The sequence below is a fragment of the Geminocystis herdmanii PCC 6308 genome, assembly GCF_000332235.1.
Taxonomy (GTDB): Bacteria; Cyanobacteriota; Cyanobacteriia; order Cyanobacteriales; family Cyanobacteriaceae; genus Geminocystis; species Geminocystis herdmanii.
The window spans coordinates 1472880-1493611 of record NZ_CM001775.1; the positions used below are offsets into that span (position 1 = coordinate 1472880).

The 20732-nt window shown below is 34.1% G+C and carries 19 protein-coding genes; 8 read left to right on the forward strand and 11 right to left on the reverse strand.

Translation table 11 applies throughout. The annotated features are described in order from the left end of the window. Positions 1-8: 8 nt before the first annotated feature. The 4 genes from SYN6308_RS24835 to SYN6308_RS07530 all read right to left on the reverse strand — a co-directional run bounded on the left by SYN6308_RS24835 (position 9) and on the right by SYN6308_RS07530 (position 3567). Positions 9-1532, reverse strand: a complete 1524-nt coding sequence (locus SYN6308_RS24835) for a hypothetical protein (RefSeq protein ID WP_017293826.1) — start codon at positions 1530-1532, stop codon at positions 9-11. A 59-nt stretch (positions 1533-1591) separates the two neighbouring features. Beyond that, positions 1592-2875 (reverse strand): ABC transporter ATP-binding protein, encoded by a 1284-nt coding sequence (locus tag SYN6308_RS07520; protein ID WP_017293827.1) that lies wholly within the window; start codon positions 2873-2875, stop codon positions 1592-1594. Between the two features lie 66 nt (positions 2876-2941). Then, a complete protein-coding gene (locus SYN6308_RS07525) occupies positions 2942-3328 on the reverse strand; it encodes a type II toxin-antitoxin system VapC family toxin (RefSeq protein ID WP_017293828.1) in 387 nt (128 codons plus the stop codon). A gap of 5 nt (positions 3329-3333) precedes the next feature. Next, entirely contained in the window at positions 3334-3567 is a 234-nt protein-coding gene (locus SYN6308_RS07530) for a DUF2281 domain-containing protein (RefSeq protein ID WP_017293829.1), read from the reverse strand. A 121-nt stretch (positions 3568-3688) separates the two neighbouring features. On the opposite strand from SYN6308_RS07530, the gene SYN6308_RS07535 reads away from it, so the two are divergent. Further along, positions 3689-4375 carry a GDSL-type esterase/lipase family protein gene (locus tag SYN6308_RS07535; protein ID WP_017293830.1) on the forward strand — a complete coding sequence of 229 codons (687 nt, stop codon included), beginning with the start codon at positions 3689-3691 and terminating at the stop codon, positions 4373-4375. Here SYN6308_RS07535 and SYN6308_RS07540 read toward each other — a convergent pair. Further along, positions 4372-5346 carry a pentapeptide repeat-containing protein gene (locus SYN6308_RS07540; protein ID WP_017293831.1) on the reverse strand — a complete coding sequence of 325 codons (975 nt, stop codon included), beginning with the start codon at positions 5344-5346 and terminating at the stop codon, positions 4372-4374. The two genes, SYN6308_RS07535 and SYN6308_RS07540, sit on opposite strands and share 4 nt — an antisense overlap. Before the next feature lie 858 nt (positions 5347-6204). On the opposite strand from SYN6308_RS07540, the gene SYN6308_RS07545 reads away from it, so the two are divergent. From SYN6308_RS07545 to sufR, 3 genes are all read left to right on the forward strand, one after another. Next, positions 6205-6906: a response regulator transcription factor gene (locus tag SYN6308_RS07545; protein WP_017293832.1), complete on the forward strand. Its 702-nt coding sequence runs from the start codon at positions 6205-6207 to the stop codon at positions 6904-6906. Positions 6907-7086: 180 nt separating this feature from the next. Beyond that, positions 7087-8763, forward strand: coding sequence for a GTPase HflX (gene hflX, locus SYN6308_RS07550; protein ID WP_017293833.1), 1677 nt, complete (start codon positions 7087-7089; stop codon positions 8761-8763). Between the two features lie 530 nt (positions 8764-9293). Beyond that, positions 9294-9950 (forward strand): iron-sulfur cluster biosynthesis transcriptional regulator SufR, encoded by a 657-nt coding sequence (sufR, locus tag SYN6308_RS07555; protein ID WP_017293834.1) that lies wholly within the window; start codon positions 9294-9296, stop codon positions 9948-9950. Between the two features lie 46 nt (positions 9951-9996). Here the strand turns inward: sufR and SYN6308_RS07560 are convergent, their stop codons facing one another. Both SYN6308_RS07560 and SYN6308_RS07565 read right to left on the reverse strand, forming a co-directional pair. After that, complete coding sequence (locus SYN6308_RS07560; RefSeq protein ID WP_017293835.1) at positions 9997-10620, reverse strand: class I SAM-dependent methyltransferase; 624 nt, start codon at positions 10618-10620, stop codon at positions 9997-9999. A gap of 12 nt (positions 10621-10632) precedes the next feature. Beyond that, complete coding sequence (locus SYN6308_RS07565; RefSeq protein ID WP_017293836.1) at positions 10633-10926, reverse strand: hypothetical protein; 294 nt, start codon at positions 10924-10926, stop codon at positions 10633-10635. 54 nt (positions 10927-10980) lie between these two features. Between SYN6308_RS07565 and menD the strand changes: the two genes are divergently transcribed. The 3 genes from menD to hpnJ all read left to right on the forward strand — a co-directional run bounded on the left by menD (position 10981) and on the right by hpnJ (position 14444). After that, positions 10981-12723 (forward strand): 2-succinyl-5-enolpyruvyl-6-hydroxy-3-cyclohexene-1-carboxylic-acid synthase, encoded by a 1743-nt coding sequence (gene menD, locus SYN6308_RS07570; RefSeq protein ID WP_017293837.1) that lies wholly within the window; start codon positions 10981-10983, stop codon positions 12721-12723. A gap of 102 nt (positions 12724-12825) precedes the next feature. After that, entirely contained in the window at positions 12826-12975 is a 150-nt protein-coding gene (locus SYN6308_RS24840; protein ID WP_017293838.1) for a hypothetical protein, read from the forward strand. Positions 12976-13019: 44 nt separating this feature from the next. Next, positions 13020-14444, forward strand: coding sequence for a hopanoid biosynthesis associated radical SAM protein HpnJ (gene hpnJ / locus SYN6308_RS07580; RefSeq protein WP_017293839.1), 1425 nt, complete (start codon positions 13020-13022; stop codon positions 14442-14444). A gap of 168 nt (positions 14445-14612) precedes the next feature. Here hpnJ and SYN6308_RS07585 read toward each other — a convergent pair whose 3' ends face one another. The 4 genes from SYN6308_RS07585 to SYN6308_RS07600 all read right to left on the reverse strand — a co-directional run bounded on the left by SYN6308_RS07585 (position 14613) and on the right by SYN6308_RS07600 (position 19546). After that, entirely contained in the window at positions 14613-16709 is a 2097-nt protein-coding gene (locus SYN6308_RS07585) for a flotillin family protein (protein ID WP_017293840.1), read from the reverse strand. A gap of 144 nt (positions 16710-16853) precedes the next feature. After that, positions 16854-17597: an OB-fold-containig protein gene (locus SYN6308_RS07590; protein ID WP_017293841.1), complete on the reverse strand. Its 744-nt coding sequence runs from the start codon at positions 17595-17597 to the stop codon at positions 16854-16856. 192 nt (positions 17598-17789) lie between these two features. Then, entirely contained in the window at positions 17790-18362 is a 573-nt protein-coding gene (locus tag SYN6308_RS07595; RefSeq protein ID WP_017293842.1) for a DUF4276 family protein, read from the reverse strand. Continuing rightward, the gene (locus tag SYN6308_RS07600) at positions 18362-19546 is read right to left on the reverse strand and encodes an AAA family ATPase (protein WP_017293843.1); all 1185 of its coding nucleotides are present in this window, start codon (positions 19544-19546) and stop codon (positions 18362-18364) included. The genes SYN6308_RS07595 and SYN6308_RS07600 overlap by 1 nt, the downstream gene beginning before the upstream one ends. Positions 19547-19701: 155 nt before the next feature. Between SYN6308_RS07600 and SYN6308_RS07605 the strand changes: the two genes are divergently transcribed. Beyond that, the gene (locus tag SYN6308_RS07605; RefSeq protein WP_017293844.1) at positions 19702-20727 is read left to right on the forward strand and encodes an ABC transporter permease; all 1026 of its coding nucleotides are present in this window, start codon (positions 19702-19704) and stop codon (positions 20725-20727) included. Positions 20728-20732 lie beyond the last annotated feature (5 nt).

A 20732-nucleotide genomic window follows, 5' to 3' on the forward strand; every position in this document is an offset into this window, starting at 1 on the left:
GATTAAATTTAGGGACTCCATTGAGGTTTAAATCCTGCGATGGGTAATTCTTCTAATAGGGGTTGAGTGGATTCTTGAGAAGGTAAAGTTAATAACCATAATCGACTACTTAAAATTAATTCTGCGGAATCGGTGAATAATTCGTCATCGGGTAAGGCACTTTTTAAGGAGTTTTGAGGTACATCATTTTCTGTGACTAATTGATCAAATAATATCCCAAATCCATCGGGGGCAAGACTTATTTTCATGTCTTGAAATTTTGGTAAGGCTAATAAAGGAATTATCTCTCCTGATTCAATATCGATCGCCACAAAATAGGGTTTTTCTTTGAATTCTGTTTCTGTTTCGATTAATTCTGTTAAGAGACAAAATAGTTGTTTTCCATTACCATTAAACTTACAATCGACGATCGAACCATCAATATTAATTAACTCTTTTTCTAACCCTTGATTATTCACATAAAATAACGATCGAGTATAGCGTAACGCCTCATTATCTTTATTAAAATTAATCATTACCGCACTATTTCCATCCGCCGAAAAAGTGACGACTTGCCCAAATTTAGGCAAAAAATTCACAGCCTGACTATTTCCCTGACTGTCTAAAGGTAAAATAGCAATGCCTTCTCCTTGGGCGATGGCAATCGATTTTCGATCGGGAGTAACAATAAAATCTCCTCCTTTGGTATTTAATCTTTGAGGAATTTTACCGTTTTCAATCTTCCACAAATCAAAGTCCTCTGGATTATCATAACTTATGCGTTGAACAATAATAATTTCGCCATTTTCTCCCACTAAATCAAATTTATTATTCTGAAATTCTTTACCATCTAAAATTAATCTTAATTGAGCAGGTATTTTTGTGGTTAAGTCTTTAGATAAACCCGTAGAAACTTCATAAATATTTAATTTTTGAATATCGCCATTTTTTTCATTTTCGTCCCAAGCTGAAAAAATAATTTTTTCTGAATCAGGAGTAAATTTAAAATCTATTACTGTTAGATATTCAGGAGTAAGAATAGTTTTATTTTGTTTTGTTGAATTATTTAAAATTAATCTTCCACTTTCTTCTCCTTGACTACCAATATAAGCAAATGCTCGATCTCTACTCTGAAATTCTGACACAAAAGGTTCTATATCCCCCCCTAAATTACCCCTAAATTTTTCCTGTGCATTTTTGAGGGATAAACGATAATTTCTGCCGTAGGGAATGATATTATTGAGGGTATAAACTAACCGTTTTCCAGACCAGCTTATCTTACCATCTAAGGGCGGTTCGATCGTTAAATTTTCTTCCACACTTTCTTGAGACATCGGTCGATCGAACGTCAAAGAAAATCCTCGATCTTTTGTACTAATTTTTTGATCTTGCCAACTAAATTGTTCTACATGGGGTAAATTTTTAAATAAACACTCATTATCCTGACAAAATAAACTACCACCCACTAAAATAACGATAATAAAAGTAAGAATAGTAATGACAATAAAGCATATTTTATCTATGGTTTCTCGGAAAAAAAAGGGTCTAATCATAGTATTTTTTGCTTAATTTTTTTATTTATAGAGTTAGATTAATTACCATTTAAAAATATTTAATCATTGTCTATAAACTGGATATTCCTCTCTTGATAATAATCAAAAAAACTGATTTTATCTAAGTTGATATTTAAGTTTAATTTATCTCCTATTTTGATTACTTGATCCGTAAATATTTTAACAAATAAATTACATTCTTTATCCCCTTGTAAATTAACATTTAAAATAGATTCATTGCCCAAGGCTTCCACTAAATTAACAATCACAGGAATATTATTTTCTGACTGAGATGATAGACTAAAATATTCTGGTCGAATGCCTAACCAAATTTTTTCATAATTATAATTTTTTAATAATTGTTGCCATTTTGCGCATAAAGACAATTTAAAATCAGAATGAATAATTAAATCAGGTTTTTCTAAGTTTACCTCCAAAAAATTCATCGGTGGACTACCAATAAATTGCGCCACAAATTTATTAATCGGTTGATGATATATCTCTAAAGGGGTGGAAACTTGTTGAATTTCTCCTTGATTCATAATCGCAATACGATCGCCCATCGTCATAGCTTCTGTTTGATCATGGGTTACATAAATTGTCGTCACCCCTAATTGTTTCTGTAGTTTAACAATTTGCCCTCGTGTTTCTGTTCTCAGTTTTGCGTCTAAATTAGATAATGGTTCATCCATCAAAAATACATGAGGACTACGAGCGATCGCCCTCCCTAAAGCAACCCGTTGTTTTTGTCCTCCGGAAAGTTGCTTTGGTAATCTTGCTAATAAATGTTCTATTTGCAACATTTGAGCCGTATCGATCACTTTTTCCCTAATTTTTTTTTCACTATCGGAAAGATAACGCCAAGATTTGGGCAACTTACCTGTTACCCCAGTCAAAACTTTATCCATCACCGAAGCATTAACTTCCTGATTCATGCGCCTTAAACCAAAGGCAATATTGTCATATACCGTTAAATGGGGATAAAGGGCATAATTTTGAAATACCATCGCTATATCTCTAGCTTTTGGGGGCAAATCATTTACAGTACGATCGCCAATGATAATTTTACCAGCACTAATATCTTCTAACCCTGCAATTAAACGCAATAAAGTACTTTTGCCACATCCAGAAGCACCCACCAAAACCATAAATTCCCCGTCTTCAATGTGAAGATTAATACCTTTTAAAACATTAGTGGAGGAGTGTTTAGTTTCTTCAGGGGGGTTATTTACCCCAGTTACACCCAAGGCAAAAGAAGGAGAAAACTTACTGCCAGAGGGGATATAGGTTTTGTAGAGATTGTCAATAATAACCTGTGCCAAGGGAATTTTACTTTCTTTCAACAACAATAGACAAGGATTATATCATGAGTTTGCAAGAAAAAAATGAAATTGCAGAATTAGGTGAATTTACCAAATAATATTAACAGAATATTGATTAAAAATAGAATCGATACTAAGAATAGGTATTTTTTTCGTAACAGCTTGAGCAATTAGCATTCTATCAAAAGGGTCTCTATGGTGTAAAGGTATATTGTTTAATTGCCAAATATGTTCTAATTCTATGGTTAAAATTTCAATATTATTAATATTTCTTTGATTAGTAATTATTTCTGCTAATGGATTATCAAAGTATAATTTATTAATGGAGATTTTGATCTGCATTTCCCAAATACTCGCAATGCTCAAGTATAAAATGTTGTCAGTATTTTCTATTAAATTTAGTCCATTTATTGATAGTTTTTCAGGGGATAAAGTCCACAAAATAAAAGCATGAGTATCTAACAATATTTTCATATAATTTAACCTAAAAAGTCAGGAGGTAAAGGCTGATTAAAATCTTCACTAATCCATCCTTTCCCTTTATATAAACCTGCAATTCTTTTTTGCGGATATTTATTTTTTTCGACTAAATCTTTAGTATGTTTATCTCTAATAAATTCAATAAAATCTATGATTTCTTGTTGTTGTGCTAAGGGTAAATCTTTGATTTTCGTTAAAATTGTTGCTGTTAAATCGATCGTTAGGTTAGTCATAGTTTAACATTATTTATAGTTAATATATTTATTTTACAAAAAATTAGCGGAAATTTTGCCTTCCTTCAGTATAATGATCATTCTCTGTGAAAAAAAGACATAGCCTTTTTGGAGATGCCTAATGCAAATAGTTAAAAATATAAATCCTCATAGTTATAGTAATTCTCAACCTTTAAGAGTTATTGCCATCGGTGATAGCTTGGTTTATGGCTATGGCGATACCCAAGGAGGCGGTTGGGTAGAAAGATTGCGCCGTCTTTGGATGGAGAGCGATCGAGATCATGTATTGTATAATTTAGGTATTAGGGGCGATCGCACCAGTCAAGTTCAAGGTAGATTGGTTCAAGAATTTAGCTATCGTGGGGAATTAAGAAATAAATATCCAGATTTAATCATTTTATCTGTAGGAGTGAACGATTCTCCCCGTTTAGGTCATATTCAAGGGCGCAATTTAACCAATTATGACCAGTTTACCGAAGATATGAATAATTTGCTCGATCGAGCCTTAGAATTATCTCCCGTGCTATTTGTAGGCATGACTCCCGTAGATGAAAAGAAAATGCCCTTTTTAGACTGTTTTTATTATAATCTCAGAGATCAATATCACTATAAAGAAGCCACGAAAAAAGCCTGTGAAACAAGACAAATTCCCTATCTGGATGTATTTGATTTATGGATGAGTCGAGGGGAACATTGGCGAGAATCTCAGATGTCAGAAGACGGACTACATCCAAATATTAAAGGTTATGAAACATTATTTCAAGAAGTTATTAACTGGCAACCCATAAATGAATTAACCATTTGTTAATCAGATAATATCGCTTCCGATAAATCAACCCCTGACAAATCCACATCTCGCAAACTCGCACCGATTAAATTAGTGTTTTTCAAAATTGCGCCGTCAAGACACGCACCCCATAAATAAGCACCTTGTAAATTAGCATCCGTTAAATCTGCCCCCGTCAAATTAGCCATATTGAGATTAGCAAAACTTAAATCTGCAGCCCTCAAATCCGTTTCACTTAAATCACTTTTCATCAAGTTGGCTTTGACGATATGAGCGCCCCTCATTTGCCCTTTATGGAGGTTAACATTATTCAAATTAGCTTCATCTAAGACACTACGGCGTAACATGGCATGATCTAAGTTGCTTCCTGCAAAATTGGTGTCGTATAATTTTGCACCGCTCATTTTTGTTTCCGTTAAATCCATTGCACTAAAATTTAAGCCATGTAAATCTAAACCGTTGAGAAATGCACCTTTTAACTTAATCCCGTATAAACTAGCCCCTCGTAAATTTGCACCACTTAATCGGGCGTGGTTTAAATTAGTCCAGTTTAAATTTGCCCCCTGTAAATTTGCTCCTCTCAAGTTGATACCGTCTAGGTTAGCGCCACAAAGATTAACTTTTGGTAAATTTGCCATGTAGAGATTCACCCATGTTAATACTGCACCACTTAAAGTTGCTCCTTGTAAATCGACTTTATGTAATTGAGCGCCATGTAAATCAGCTTTGGTTAAATCGGCTTCGATTAATAATGCCTCTTTTAACTTAACAAAACTTAAATTTGCCCCGTATAAAAAAGCACCTCTTAAATCTGATTCTAGGAGAGAACAGCGTTCTAAATCTGACCATGCTAAGTGAGCTTCGACTAATTTTGAACGAGATAAATTCGAGTAACTTAATTTTAGACCACTTAAATTACTTTTACTGAGATTTATTTCTCGAAAATCTCGATCGCCCTGTTTATATCTTTTTAATACATCATTGATCAGCATCAGGTTTCTCCGTTAATAACCTTTAAATATTCCAAAATCTTCAGTATTTTGATGGAATAATTAAATATAAATCATTACAAGTCTTTAACCATATTATATAAGAAGAAGTTTACTTATTTTCTTTATCTAAAGTAATTAATAACAAAATTATTTAAACTTTATCTTTATTAATAAAAATATACATTTCTATATAAATATTTTTAATATATATCGATGTTGAGTGAAATTTAGTCAATTTTTATCAGTTATCGTCACCACAAAAATAATTTGACATTGATAAACATTGGAAATAGATAATAGTCTGTTATATAAAACTTACTCATAGTTACCTATGACGTTTACTTCTTGCTTCTACCAGTCAAGTCGGCTTGATACTGTCCACAAGCGTTGATTCGGGTGTAACCCACCCTACTTTTATTATTCTAATTAATTGATTAATCTTGAATAATAACTAATTTTTTATTTAATTTAATCTTTAAATTAAATAGTTTTAACAGTCTTGGTTATCGACTTCATTAAAAGCTAACATATTTAAAAAAAATGTCAACCTTTATCCCGTGAGTAGGTATAAACAACTATAATAAACTATTAGTTAACAGTTAAAAGCTCTGATTATGTCATATTATCTCCTTGACAAGTACCTGAGTTCGATATAAAATTTCGGTGGTGTAAAAGTATAGGTATTAGGTTAAAGAATTCACAAAAAATATATCTTAATTGATTTTCTTATTTTAAATTCTTTATATTAATTAATCAATGTTCGAGAAATCTTTACCTGAAATCTGAAACCTGCCTCAATCGAATATTCTTGCATCGAACTAAGATAATAAATTAATTTCTCATCCCTGATTGCTCAATATGGAAATTTTAATAGTCGAAGACGAGAAAGAAATTGCTCAACTTATCAATAATTGTCTCACGAGAGAGGGATTTCAATGTCATATCGCATCGGATGGTTTATCCGCATTAGAAAAGGCAAAAATAATACAACCTGATTTAATTATTCTTGATTTGATGTTACCTAAACTTGACGGCTTAGAAGTCTGTACTAGAATTAGAAATTCATCAATGACAAAAGACCCTTATATTCTCATGTTAACAGCAAAGGGGGAGGAGATCGATCGAGTTATCGGCTTATCTACAGGGGCAGATGATTACCTAGTGAAGCCTTTTAGCCCACGAGAATTAGTGGCAAGGGTGAGGGCATTATTAAGAAGAAGTATGCGTCAGGTTGCGCAACCGCAAATCCACGAAACCCCCCATTTTATACTGAATTTAGATGAACATACCGCTATTCGCAAAGATGAAGGCAAAGAGGAAACCTTAGACTTAACCGCCCTAGAATTTAATTTATTAGCGGTATTTGTAAATTATCCTAGTAAAGTGTGGAGTCGCACTCAATTAATCGATAAACTTTGGGGTGCAGACTTTTTTGGAGATGAGAGGGTAGTGGATACTCATATTCGGCGCTTACGCAAAAAAATTGAGCCAAATCCTGCTCAACCTACTTTCATTAAAACTGTTGTTGGTGTTGGTTATAAATTCGAGGATGAAGAATAGACATCATAAAGGTTTCATCAAAAAATTATGTCGAACTCAGGTATTTTAGGGAAGGAAATGTTAAATTTATGCAATACTAATCAATAAATTTGATAAAGATTCAATAAAAGTAGTAAAGTTGATTATTAGAGGGGTAAAGTTCACGCCTTATCAATCTGACACTTAAAATCTTTCTACTGAATGACAACTGAAAATATTTACGGTAATCTTCAAGGCTTAAAAGCGAATCAACTTAAACAGTTACAAAAATTGTATCATCAGCGTATTCGGATCGATCGAATCACTACTACAGATTTAGCGGAAAGAATTGCTGCCATTAGTACTGAGTTAAAACAGCCAGTCTGCGTCTATTTAAACCGCCGTGGACAGGTGATGAGAGTGGGTGTGGGGACACCCCGTCAAACTCAAATTCCCCCCCTCGAATTGCCCCGTTATGGTGTGCAAAGATTGTCGGGGATTCGTTGTTTAGCAACCTCATTGAAACCGATACCACCGAGTGAGGCTTGTTTAACGGCAATGGCAAGGCAACGATTAGATGCTCTAGTGATGTTTAGTTTAACAGGACAGGGCATGATGCGTAAAGGCGGGGGGGCGACGGGTTTTATTGAAAATGCCTATGTCGCTCATTTATTGCCCATATCCAATGATAATACATTATGGGAAATTTCTCCACCACAGGATATTGAAACTGTTGCGGAACAAGATTTTCAGGATTTAGTGGATAGTTTAGAAGGAGAATTTAGTCGAGAATTTATCGCTCAAGATGTGTCATCTCAAGAGGATAGGGTATTATTAGTGGGCTTGATGACGGGTAAAATGACAGAGCTAAAATTTCAAGATAGTTTACAAGAGTTAGCTTTATTGGTGGATAGTGCTGGGGGGAAAGTATTGGCGACGATCGAGCAAAAACGGGCTAACCCTCATCCTCAAACGTTGGTAGGTGCGGGAAAAGTGGAAGAAATTGCTTTACAAGTGCAAACTTTAGGGGCGAATTTGGTGGCGTTCGATCGAGACTTATCACCTGCTCAAGTGCGCAATTTAGAATTACAATTTGGTGTGAGGGTAGTTGATCGAACGGAAGTAATATTAGATATATTTGCTCAACGGGCGCAATCGGGAGCGGGAAAATTACAAGTAGAGTTAGCCCAATTAGAATATATGTTACCTCGTTTGACTGGTCGAGGACGGGCGATGTCAAGATTAGGAGGAGGTATTGGTACAAGAGGACCGGGAGAAACTAAGCTAGAAACAGAAAGGCGCTCTATCCAAAAACGCATCACTCGATTACAGCAAGAAGTTAATCAATTACAAAATCATCGATCGAGACTAAGACAACAAAGACAACAACAGGAAATCCCCTCTGTGGCGATCGTGGGTTATACGAATGCAGGAAAGTCAACCTTGATTAATGCCCTGACTAACTCAGAAGTTTACGCCGCCGACAAATTATTTGCAACCTTAGATCCTACCACCAGACGACTAACTATCACCCATCAGGAAACAGGGGAAACTCGCATTATTTTGTTAACCGATACCGTGGGTTTTATTCACGAATTACCGCCTTCCTTGATGGATTCTTTCCGTGCCACTTTAGAAGAAGTGACGGAAGCTGATGCGATGTTGCACGTTGTGGACTTATCTCACCCTGCATGGGAAAGTCACATCAAATCAGTGAAAACGATTTTAGCAGATATGCCTTTAGCCCCTACTATAGAATTAATGGTATTCAATAAGATCGATCGAGCCGATAGCGAACATTTAGAAATAGCCAAAGAAAAATATCCCCAAGGGTTATTTATTTGCGCCTCTAAAAGATTAGGATTAGAAACTTTGCGTACCCGCTTAGTCAATTTTTAGCATTTTTCTCTTCCCCCTCTCCCCCTCTTCCCTTCTTATCTTCATCATTTTATGGTTCACTCAGATGTAAAACAATACTGCTCGGTTAAGGAATTTATAATTGTCGGTTAGGATAGGGCAAAGGGCAAACCTGAGTTCGATATAAAAATAGGTGAGGGCTGACTTGGAAGACTCCGAAGACAGGAAGACAGGAAGATTGTATTTCTGATGAATGAATAAAATTCTCTCAAAAGTACATCAAATATTGAGAATTTTTCTCCCTGTCCACTTGTCCACCTGTCTAGTTTTCATCATTTTCTTTATGTCGAACTGAGGTAGGGCAAAGGGCAAAGGGTAAGAACTTCAATGAAATTTTAATTCTTAATTCTTAATTCTTAATTCTTAATTACCCTCACCAAAACGTTTTCGACACTAACCGAGCAGTATTGAGATGTAAAAGGGAGTGATTTGAGCTATACTGAATAGTTAAGCAACTATTTTGTTGTTTTATAGTTAGTAAATACAATAAAATACAACTTAATAGGAAGATTATGGTAACTTCCCTACAACAATCTAGTAAAGAGATGATTTTGCAATATCTGCTGAAAGAAACGAAGGCTTCAGCCCAAGATATAGCTCGATCGATGAACATTAGTATTCAAGCCACTCGGCGACATCTGAAAGAATTGGAAGATCAAGGATTGCTCGATCGAGACCCAATTCAAGTAAAAACAGGCAGACCACAATATTTATATTATCTTTCAAGAAAAGGGCGCGATCGATTTCCCCAAAACTATGGAGAATTTGCCGTGTCTTTTTTAGACACCCTAACAGAAACCGTAGGGAAAAATCAGGTAAGTAAAGTTTTAGAGAAACAATGGCAAAGAAAAGCTGAAAATTATCGTCAATATATCACCGGAAAAACCCTAGCAGAAAGAGTAAATCAATTAGTAGAAATTAGAAAACAAGAAGGATATATGGCAGAATTATTCTGTGTAGAAAACGAATCAAAAGATAATATTAAACAGTTTTTTTTAACTGAACATAACTGCGCGATTTCTGAAGTTGCAGAATCTTATCCTCAAGTTTGTGGTCATGAATTAGAAATGTTTGCAGCATTATTTCCCGATTGCCACATAGAAAGAACCAATTGGATTAATAATGGAGAACATCGTTGTGGTTATTTAATACAACCTAATTATGATTAATTGTGGAATTATTTTACATATTATATATTTTTTTTGTCACATTAAACTATTTTTTAGCTTGAATAACTTGTAAACTTCCTCCTGCATAAAGTTGATTATCAACAATATTAAAACCTACTTTTTTTAGCTGATTTTCTAAGTCTATTTTTAATAATTTCCATGCGGTTTCTGTCTCAAATAACAACATAAATAATGTTAAGGGAGGTATGAATAATAAATTTTGTGGTTGATGTAAGTCGATGAATGTAAAAATTCCTTCTGGTTTTAAGACTCGATGGGCTTCTTGAAAAATCTCCTCTAATTCTGATGTCGTCATCTCGTGTAAAGCTACGCTAGTATGAACAAGATCAAAATAATTGTCGGAAAATGGCATTTTTTGGGCGAATCCTTCCACAAATTGCGCTTGAGGTACGTTTTTTTTCGCTTTTTCTAAGGATACTGGAGATATATCTAATCCCGTCACTTCTTGGGAGTAGTTAACCAAAAATTTTGTAGTTTGTCCTGCTCCACAACACAAGTCTAGTATTTTAGTATTAGAGTTAATTGGTAGATTTTTGAGTGCTAGTTGTCGAAATTTTCTTTCACCGCCTACAGGTATCGCTGCCAATTTGGCAATAGTATCATATAACCATTGATATTTATAACTTAGGGGACGCAAAAATGTTGCCATGACAATTTTATTCTATAATTTTGTGGAACTCGATCGTAAAATATCGGGAATTAAAGTATCATCGCTAAATTCTAACATGGTTTCTCGATAACCTAAATAACCAGAATTGGTGAAAAATAATAACATTCTATTTAAGGCTATCCAAACCTCTGTACTAAATTCCCAATCTCCATTCATTGGTGCATAATCACTAATGGATTTTAATGCCCAAAAATAGTTATTTCTCACTACGGATTTACCTTTTTGATATTGGGGTAAATCTTCTTTTTGAATGTAAAGAATATTATCTTTTATAATAGCTTTCATCTTACTTTTTTGATTTAATTTATTCGTCTATACTATCATAATTTTTATTATAAAATGTCTTTAAATTTTCGTAATATTAACACTATTTGGAGTTCGGTAATAGTAGAAACTTTCGCTCAATTAGGTTTAAAAAATGCTGTCATTAGCCCCGGTTCTCGATCGACTCCATTAACTCTTGCCTTTGCTCAACATCCTTCTATTAATACTATACCAATTTTAGATGAAAGATCAGCTTCTTTTTTTGCCTTAGGATTAGCTAAAAAAAATAATTCTCCTACCGTTTTAATTTGCACTTCTGGTACTGCGGTTGCTAATTTTTATCCTGCGGTAATTGAGGCTAAATATAGTCATATACCTTTAATTATTTTAACAGCCGATCGACCTCCTGAGTTGCAAAATTGTCATGCTGGACAAACTATAAATCAAGTCAATTTATACAATAGTTATCCCCTTTGGCAAACACAATTATCTTTACCTTCAATGGAAATTGATCGACTTTTTTATTTACGACAAAATATTATTTATAGTTGGGAAAAATCTTTCTTAACTTCTAGGGGTGTTGTCCATATCAATATACCCTTTAGAGAACCTTTAGCTCCCATTTCTACCTTAGATATTAGTTTAGAAAATCAAGAATTTATCTATCAACAATTATTTAGTAATTTTCCTGTTAATAATAATAATTTTTTGGAGTATTATTTTGATCTAAATAAATATTTAAAACAATGGAAAAAATATGATAAAGGCATTATTATTGCTGGTGTTGATACCTCAGATAATCCTTTATTATACTCCCGCTCGATCGAACTTTTATCGAATCTCTTAAACTTTCCCATTTTAGGGGAGGCTTTATCTCCCATTCGTAATTATCACGAGAATAATTACAATCTAATTATTAACTATGATGCTATTTTAAGAAATGCTGATAATGCTGATCAATTAATCCCCGAAATAGTTATTTTATTTGGAGAATATCCCACCAGTAAAACCTTGAGAGAATGGCTAAATAAGCATAAAGTAAAAACCTATATTATTACTCCCTATGATGATAATTTAGATGCTTTACATAGCAACTCTATTCATCTTCGTCTTAACCCAGAAAATCTCATTAAATATTTACCAACTTTAGAAACAAAATCTTCATCAAACTATAGTAATCAATGGAGTTCGATCGAACAAAAAATAACCATTAAACTTAAAAAGATTATGGAGGAAAAAGAGGAAATATTTGAAGCAAAAATATCATGGATGTTATCAAAATATCTTCCTGTCAATACTCCTATTTTTATCGCCAATAGTATGTCTATTAGATATGCCGAATTTTTTTGGCAAAAAAATAATTTAGCAAGAGAAATTTATTTTAGTCGAGGCACAAACGGCATTGATGGCACTTTATCCACTGCTTTAGGCGTTGCCCATCAAAATCAACCTACTGTATTATTAACAGGAGATTTAGCCCTTTTACATGATACTAATGGCTTTTTAATTAATCAATATTTTCAAGGAAGTTTAACCATTATTTTAGTTAATAATAACGGCGGTGGAATTTTTGAAATGTTACCAATTTCTGATTATCAACCCCTATTTGAAAAATATTTCGCCACTCCTCAATCCATCGATTTTAAGAATTTAACTAAAACCTATAATATTGATTATAAACTAATCAATAATTGGAAAGAATTTAAAATTTTCTTAACAAATTTACCCAAAAAAGGTATTAATCTTTGGGAATTAAAAACTGATAGAAAATATGATACTTTATGGCTAAAAAATTATTTTAATACTATAAATAAATAATTGATGATTAGGACATAATATCTAATTATTAACTTAAACTTAGAATATTAACATTGATAGTTTTAAGAGTTATAATAAAAAAATAAAATCAGGAGAAAAATTATGACAACTACGGCGGATGATGTTTGGAAATTATTACCAGAATTAATCGAATCTCAGAAGGAAACCGATCGAAAATTTCAAGAAACCGATTTTTATATTAATAAAGGTAAAAAATATGTTCAACCCTATCTCAATGGAATTGATAATTAAGAAATACTATTATTACTAATAATTAATTACTATAATATTTAACTATGAAAAAAACTCTCTTTCTCAATCCTCCTTCTTTTGACGGTTTTGACGGTGGCGCAGGCGCTAGGTATCAAGCTAAACGGGAGATAACATCTTTCTGGTATCCCACATGGTTAGCACAACCATCAGCATTAGTGGAAGGAAGTAAATTAATTGACGCACCTCCCCATAATCAAAGTGTCGATGATGTGTTAAAAATTGCTAAAGATTACGAATTAGTGATTATGCACACTAGCACTCCTTCTCTTGCTAATGATGTAAAATGTGCCGAGACGATTAAAGCTCAAAATCCTGATACGGTTATCGGCTTCATTGGCGCTCATGTAGCAGTTTTACCTGAAAAAACCCTTCAAGATAATCCTGTTATTGATTTTGTTTGTCGCAATGAATTTGATTATACTTGTCAGGAAGTTGCCCAAGGCAAAAGTTTTGCTGATATTAAAGGTTTGAGTTATCGAGACACTCACGGTAATATTGTCCATAATCCTGAGCGAGATTTAATTCACGATTGGGATGCTATGCCTAGTGTTTTGCCCGTGTATGCTAGAGATTTAGACATCAAAAAATATTTTATCGGTTATCTGTTACATCCTTATATCTCTTTTTATACGGGGAGAGGTTGCCCTGCAAAATGTAGTTTTTGTTTATGGCCTCAAACTATTGGAGGACACAACTATAGAGCAAAAAGTCCTGAAGCCGTAGGTAAAGAAATGGAAATGGCTAAGAGTCTTTTTGGTAATTCTGTGCAAGAATATATGTTTGATGATGATACTTTTACTATTGACAAACAAAGGGCGATCGCCATTAGTGAACATCTTAAACGGTTAAAGTTAACATGGAGTTGTAATGCCCGTGCTAATCTCGATTATGATACCCTAAAACAATTAAGGGATAATGGTTTAAGGTTATTATTAGTAGGTTTTGAATCAGGTAATCAAGGAATTTTAGACGGTATCAACAAAGGTATTAAGCTAGACGTTGCTCGTAAATTTATGAAAAATTGTCATAAGTTAGGTATCAAAGTTCATGGTACGTTTATTATTGGTTTACCCAACGAAAGTCAAGAAACCATTGAGGAAACTATCCGTTTTGCCTGTGAAGTAAGTCCTCATACGATACAAGTATCGATCGCAGCCCCTTATCCGGGTACTGAATTATACCGTCAAGCCTTAGAAAATAACTGGTTTAGTAGTCAAAATCTCATTTCTTCTTCTGGCATTCAGACTTCAACTTTAGCTTATCCGAACCTTTCTTCTACTCAAATTGAAGACGCTGTAGAACAACTATATAGACGTTTTTATTTTCGTCCTCAAGCTATCATTCCGATCGTATCAGAAATGTTAACCGATCCGCAAATGTTAGTTAGACGTTTACGAGAAGGAAAGGAATTTTTTAGCTATTTAAAAGAAAGGCAAACCGTTAATTAGCACCGTATAATGAATTACACGGCTAACGAGATAACGTTCAATAAATTTAACTTTTTTTGACTTTCTCTATTAGATTTCTTCAAAAATTAAATTTTTCATAGCTAAAACTATTGTAGAGATGTAAAATTTTACGTCTCTATTTCAAATACGATCGATGTCTATTTATTATTACAGAGCTTCGGATTCAGTCCAAGGGGAGAAATCCAAGTTTTCTGATTCTTCGGTGTCTTCCATTTCTTCTTCATATTGGGGGACATTTTCAGAGTCATTAGTTTCTAAATTAATATTAGGTTTATAGTTAAAATCATTCACCAAGGGCGTAGTATTATTTCCTGTTTCATTAGACTGTAATAACCCTTTAATTTGTCCGATAATATTACCTAATTTTCCTTCATCTAAAAGGGTATTAATTAAGGATAATCCGCTAGTGGAAAGCAAGATTTTATTAATATCATTAGAGGAATTTGTGCCGTTACCGTTTAACCCCGGAAAAGCATAAATTCGAGCATCTCCTAACACCCCCGGTTGAGGGGATAAGGATTTGAGGATTTCAGGCAATTGAGGCGCGATCGAGGGGAAAATGACTTTTATGAGGTCAGCCGTGCGATTGGCATTGTTAAGGTTATTTTCCGCTTGGATAACCGCTAATTTACCTTGGGCTTCAGCCAATAATCGATACTTTTCAGCATCCGCTAACGTACGGATAGATTCGGCTTCTAACTCGGCGGCTTGACGGGCAATTTCTGCTTGACGGCGACGACGGAAAACATCGATTTCCACTACGTTTTGATCCGTAATCCGTTTTTCTGCGGCTTCTCTTTCCGCAACAATCAAGGATAGTTGTTTTTCCCTTTCAGCATTTTCCACTTGACGGGCGGTGTTTACTCCTTCTTCCGCTTTCGCTTTTTCAGCTTCGGCAGTGAATCTTTCTTTTTCTTTCTCTGTAATGGCGATCGATGCTTCTTGTTGTGCTATCTGAGATTGCTGATCCGCTTCCGCAATGGCAATTTGAGCGAGTAAACGAGTAGATTCAACGGTACGTTGTCGATCGATCTCAGCCACTTCTCCCTCTTGGGCTTGGACAATTTGAGCAACTCGGAATTGTTTATTGCGCTCTTCTAAAGCAATATTTGCCTCAATTTGACTTTGTTGTACTGCTAATTGTTGCTTAATTCTTTCTTCCTCGATCGCTTGTTGTTGTAGAATTTTATTTCGTTCAATTTTAGCCTGTTCTTGATCCCTTGCTTCTTGAACTTCTCTTTCTCGTTGCACTTTAAGAAACTCAATTTCTTTCATTTGAGTTAATTTAGCTTCTTCTTGATCTTTCTTAATAGTTAAAGATTGTTTTTCGGCGGCTAATTCTTGTTGTTGAATCGCCACTTGAGTATTGAGTTCAATTTCTCTTTTTTCCCGTTGATTATCAAGTTCAACTCCTAATTTTTGTTTGATAGATTCTTGGATAGTTTCCGTGCGTAAACGAACCCCTTGAGCGTCAAAATAATTATTTTCATCATAGGTATCGCTTTCTTCAATTTCAGAAATTGCAATATTATTTAGGGTTAAACCAACTTTTCTTAAATCCTGTTGAATAAGATTTAAAACTTCTTCAGCAAAACCTAATTTATCGGAGTCAATTTCAGCAATACTTTTCTTTTTAGCTGCGGCACGAATGGCATCATCAGCCCGTTTTTCGAGAGCGTCTTTTATATCTTCGGCGGAAATTTTACCTTGTTTTGATAACCTTTGGGCGGCGGTTAAAACAGCATCTTTATCAGCACTAATACAGACATAAAAAGTCACCCTCATATTAGCGCGTAAATAGTCTTTAGTACGCACTGCCAAATTGCCCTGTCTGACGACATCGATCGAAATTTCTCTTAAAGGTACTCTAGTTAATTCATGGATACCGGGGATAATGATACAACCGCCATTAAGAATCACTTTTTTTTCCTTAGCAAAAAAGCCTCCATTGCGCACAAAAGCCTCGTTATTAGGAGTAACAACATAAACCCTTGTATAACCCCAAATGGCTAAGACTAAGAGGAGAACTAAACCACCAATTAAACCGCCAAAAAAGCTCATACTTCCCATATTTAATTGAGCTAAATTTTGATTCGTATTAATAGGAATTTCTCTAATTAAATTGCTCGTAAAAAAGTTACTATTTTCTGATGAATTAGTGTCAAAAGAATTAGTATTATTTAGCTCTAAATTTTCTAAATTACTAATAGGTAAAGATTGAATAAACTGTAACCAAAAATTCATGATTTTACTCCTTTTTTTATATATAATTTAAAACTGATGTATCATAACCTCAAAGATTTTTGAGATTGCTTCGTTACCTCGCAATGACAAAGTAATGAACGGGGATTTTCTAATTCTTAATTCTTAATTCTTAATTCTTAATTCTTAATTCTTTGAATTAAGCCATTTATCCTCATCAGAGGTATCTTTGGCGATCGCAATAAAACAGTGTTTTTGTCGATCGATAATAAGAACATCTTGTCCTCTATGGGGTATTACTTTAGCCCAATCAGGTAAACATATTTCGATCGTAACCAAGTTACGAGCATTGTCTAAAACATCAGCTTGAGCAATTCTACCTTCGATGATATAGGGAACTTGTTTTGATGTGACAGAACCGATACAACCGATAAGTCGATCGCCATCGACTTCTTCGCCAAAATTAGCGAAGATTTTACCAATGGGATGAGACAAGAGTTTGCCAACCCAAATGCTAAAGAAGAAAGAAACAACAAAAATGCAAAAGGCGATAAAACCTTGGGGTATGGCATTGAGAAAACCACCGATGGTGACATTTAAAAACCATCCTGATACCCCCCACACAGAAAAATCGATCGCCAATAAAATTAAGAGAGGACATTTTCCGACTCCAAACCAAGACAAAAAGGAAAGGAAACTAATGTCACTGTCAGTCTCCACATCTGCATTAACACTTCCTTCTATATCACCATCAACATCGGCATCAACATCGGCATCAACGTCAACATCAACATCAACGTCAACATCAACATCCACATCGACATCCAAATCTTGATCTTCTCCACCGCCAGAAATAATCACGAGGAGAAAGAGAAAAACACCAACACCGAGAAAAATCCAATAAGTTAAATTAGCTATATCGAAAAGCATGATTTTAGGGCAAAAATTCATTGCCAACTAGCTCCTATTTACTAGCTTATCCTTAGATTCGAGATTCAGTTCACAATGTAAAGAAAGTTATCGATTTATAACTCAGATTTTGCATTTTCCCTTATAAATCTTTGGTGAAGGGAAAGGAAAGAGGGAAAAGTGAAAAAAGTTGATGTAGATTTAAGCGATCAATTATTTTAGAAAATTTATCATTTTTTTGATACCATCAAGAAAAACTTGAAAACTTTTTGATTTATTTTCAGTGAGAGATAAATATATCGCAATTTTTTGAGAATGAGTTGCAGGATAATATTGTTTAACTAAATTTCTTAGTTCTTGTTTAGCCGAATTAAGTTGATCTGGATTACGAAATTTTTGGTTATTTTGTTTTTTACTTAAGGTATTTTGTTCAAGATTATAGGCTTTTTCTATTGCTAGTAAATCTCCTAAAAACCATGATTCTAATTCATGACAAATAATCCTCACCATGACATCAGAATTTCCTGCTTTTTGACAAAGATTGAATAATTCTAATTTGAGTTTTTGACAATCATGGGAATCTTGATCATGGACAATAATAAATTTAGTATTAGGGTTAAATTCAAAGGCTTTAAGTTTTCTGGGAATTGATTTTACTAAATCTTGTTTTCCTTGATGAATAATACAAATAAAAGAAATTTCATCGGGTATAATTTTAGGTAAAATTATGTTTAAAACAATGGCGATCGAGGGTTCTTCTACTAAAAAAATTAAGTCATAACTCATTAAGGGGCAACTCCTTCAAACCAACCTTGATTCCATAAATAACCGGGTAAATCTCCTTCTTCTACTAACTTTTTGAGAATTGGATTATCTTTAGCTTTATAAATTTTAGTAATACCATTTTCTTTAATTAACCACAAAATATTTTCTAAAGAAACTGCATTTAAAAAATCAGGAGAATGGGTTGAAACAAATACTTGTCCACCACGATGAGCATAACTGGCAAATTCTTCAGCTAATTCTCTTAATAGGGTTGGATAAAGTTGATTTTCAGGTTCTTCTACACATAATAAAGGATGAGGTTTCGGATCAAAAAGCAAGATTAAATAGGCAAACATTTTCATTGTACCATCGGAAACATATCGATCGATAAAAGGGTCTTTAAATGCTTGATCTTGAAATTTTAAAATTAATCTTCCGTCTTCTGTATCCTTTGCTTCTACTTTAGAAATACCCGGCACTCTTTCCCGCATTTTTGTTAGAATTATTTGAAAAATATCAGGATGATTTTGATAAATATATTGAGCAACTGATGCCATATTATCACCTGTGAGGGATAAGTGTTCGGCATAAAGAGCATCTTTAGTTCCTCGTGCTTCACTAATGTGAAAATCGGAAACGTGCCAATTTTCAATTAATAAACGAAACGCACTAGCGGCTTTAAATCTTTGAAATTGTCCTAAACCTTTGATGGCTAAAATATCATTAGATTCTAGTTTTTGTTCTTCTCTTTCTAATTGCTCTTCGGGTTTACTAAAATCTTCTTCATTAGTAATAGCATAACCTTGACCTAATTTAAAGTCTAAAAAGTGAAAAGGTTTGCCATATTCACCTCTTTTATAACGCAAAACTTCTCTTTTAATGACAGGGCGTTTATTATCTTCTCCAATGATTAATAAATAGGTGACAAGTCTTTCTGTCTCTAAAATATTTATCTTAAATTGTAGCTCTATTTCAATATTCTCTTGTTCTTTTCCCCTCGTGATAACTTCTTTATAACCTCCTCTAACTTGAAGGGCTTGACGAATATTATTTTTTAAAGCGTCTCGCAAAAAACCAAAAATATCAAATAGGGTTGATTTTCCCGTACCATTTGCACCAATAACTACGCAAAAAGATGGTATATCATCAATTTCTAGGTTTTCAAATACTCGATAATTTTTAATTTTTAGGGTGACAATTTTCATTTTTTTGTTTCAAACAAACTAAATCTTAAATTTATGAAAAAATCCTAATTTTCATTTATACTGACGAAGGTTATAATTTCACTGTTTCAACCCCCCCTGTTGCTTTTTGTCTATCCTCACCAACATTTTTTACTTCCTTACTGAGTATAATATCAATGTCTCGATCGAAATCCTTACAATACTATATACTAGCACGATTATTATTAGCACCCTTGATGATTTGGACAATTATCACCATTGTCTTTTTACTATTAAGAGCTACCCCCGGCGATCCAGCCGATGCTATATTAGGTGCTAGAGCTCCAGAATCAGCAAAACAGGCTTTAAGGGAAGATTTAGGCTTAAATGCTCCCCTTTTGGTGCAATATTTTCGCTACTTACTGCAAATACTCAATTTCGACTTAGGCACATCTTTAAGTAGTCGAGGGCTTTCCGTGTGGGATGTCATTCAACAACATTTTCCAGCCACGGTAGAATTAGCTTTTTTTGGTATTTCCGTCGCCATCGTGGTAGGTGTCAGTATTGGTATTATATCCGCATCTCGTCCCAATACGGTGTTTGACGTGGGAGGGCGGTTATTTGGCATTATCACCTATTCGTTACCCTTATTTTGGGTGGGGATGATTGTACAACTAATCTTTGCCGTACAATTGAGATGGTTTCCCCTTGGCACAAGGTTTCCCGTAGGTATGGCTTCCCCAGAAAGAATTACGGGATTATATACCCTTGACAGTCTTTTAACCTTCAATTTTGGACAGTTTTTCACCGCCGTCTATTATTTAATTTTGCCTTGTGTTACTCTAGGGATTTTATTAAGTGGCATTTTTGAACGTATTGTGAGGGTGAATTTGAAACAAACCCTTCGATCGGAGTATGTAGAAGCCGCTAGAGCGAGAGGAATTCCCGAAAATAAGATTTTACTCAACCATGCTCTAAAAAATGCCTTAGTTCCTGTTATAACCGTCATGGGATTAACTTTTGCCGCCTTGTTAGGAGGAGCTGTATTGACAGAAGTAACATTTTCTTGGCCCGGATTAGGCAATCGTCTTTATGAGGCTATTTCTTTAAGGGATTATCCTACAGTACAAGGAATCATGGTATTTTTTGGAGTAATTGTAGTTTTTGCTAGTATTTTGATTGATATAATTAACGCTTTAATCGATCCTCGTATTCGTTATTAGACTTT

What these genes read in the sequence shown, in the direction of transcription:
- SYN6308_RS07530 (WP_017293829.1), bottom strand. Translation starts at nt 3,567, where the DNA reads ATGACTAACCTAACGATCGATTTAACAGCAACAATTTTAACGAAAATC.
- SYN6308_RS07585 (WP_017293840.1), bottom strand. Translation starts at nt 16,709, where the DNA reads ATGAATTTTTGGTTACAGTTTATTCAATCTTTACCTATTAGTAATTTA.
- hflX (WP_017293833.1), top strand. Translation starts at nt 7,087, where the DNA reads ATGACAACTGAAAATATTTACGGTAATCTTCAAGGCTTAAAAGCGAAT.
- SYN6308_RS24835 (WP_017293826.1), bottom strand. Translation starts at nt 1,532, where the DNA reads ATGATTAGACCCTTTTTTTTCCGAGAAACCATAGATAAAATATGCTTT.
- hpnJ (WP_017293839.1), top strand. Translation starts at nt 13,020, where the DNA reads ATGAAAAAAACTCTCTTTCTCAATCCTCCTTCTTTTGACGGTTTTGAC.
- SYN6308_RS07545 (WP_017293832.1), top strand. Translation starts at nt 6,205, where the DNA reads ATGGAAATTTTAATAGTCGAAGACGAGAAAGAAATTGCTCAACTTATC.
- SYN6308_RS07525 (WP_017293828.1), bottom strand. Translation starts at nt 3,328, where the DNA reads ATGAAAATATTGTTAGATACTCATGCTTTTATTTTGTGGACTTTATCC.
- SYN6308_RS07535 (WP_017293830.1), top strand. Translation starts at nt 3,689, where the DNA reads ATGCAAATAGTTAAAAATATAAATCCTCATAGTTATAGTAATTCTCAA.
- SYN6308_RS07600 (WP_017293843.1), bottom strand. Translation starts at nt 19,546, where the DNA reads ATGAAAATTGTCACCCTAAAAATTAAAAATTATCGAGTATTTGAAAAC.
- SYN6308_RS07560 (WP_017293835.1), bottom strand. Translation starts at nt 10,620, where the DNA reads ATGGCAACATTTTTGCGTCCCCTAAGTTATAAATATCAATGGTTATAT.
- SYN6308_RS07540 (WP_017293831.1), bottom strand. Translation starts at nt 5,346, where the DNA reads ATGCTGATCAATGATGTATTAAAAAGATATAAACAGGGCGATCGAGAT.
- sufR (WP_017293834.1), top strand. Translation starts at nt 9,294, where the DNA reads ATGGTAACTTCCCTACAACAATCTAGTAAAGAGATGATTTTGCAATAT.
- menD (WP_017293837.1), top strand. Translation starts at nt 10,981, where the DNA reads ATGTCTTTAAATTTTCGTAATATTAACACTATTTGGAGTTCGGTAATA.
- SYN6308_RS07605 (WP_017293844.1), top strand. Translation starts at nt 19,702, where the DNA reads ATGTCTCGATCGAAATCCTTACAATACTATATACTAGCACGATTATTA.
- SYN6308_RS07595 (WP_017293842.1), bottom strand. Translation starts at nt 18,362, where the DNA reads ATGAGTTATGACTTAATTTTTTTAGTAGAAGAACCCTCGATCGCCATT.
- SYN6308_RS07565 (WP_017293836.1), bottom strand. Translation starts at nt 10,926, where the DNA reads ATGAAAGCTATTATAAAAGATAATATTCTTTACATTCAAAAAGAAGAT.
- SYN6308_RS24840 (WP_017293838.1), top strand. Translation starts at nt 12,826, where the DNA reads ATGACAACTACGGCGGATGATGTTTGGAAATTATTACCAGAATTAATC.
- SYN6308_RS07590 (WP_017293841.1), bottom strand. Translation starts at nt 17,597, where the DNA reads ATGCTTTTCGATATAGCTAATTTAACTTATTGGATTTTTCTCGGTGTT.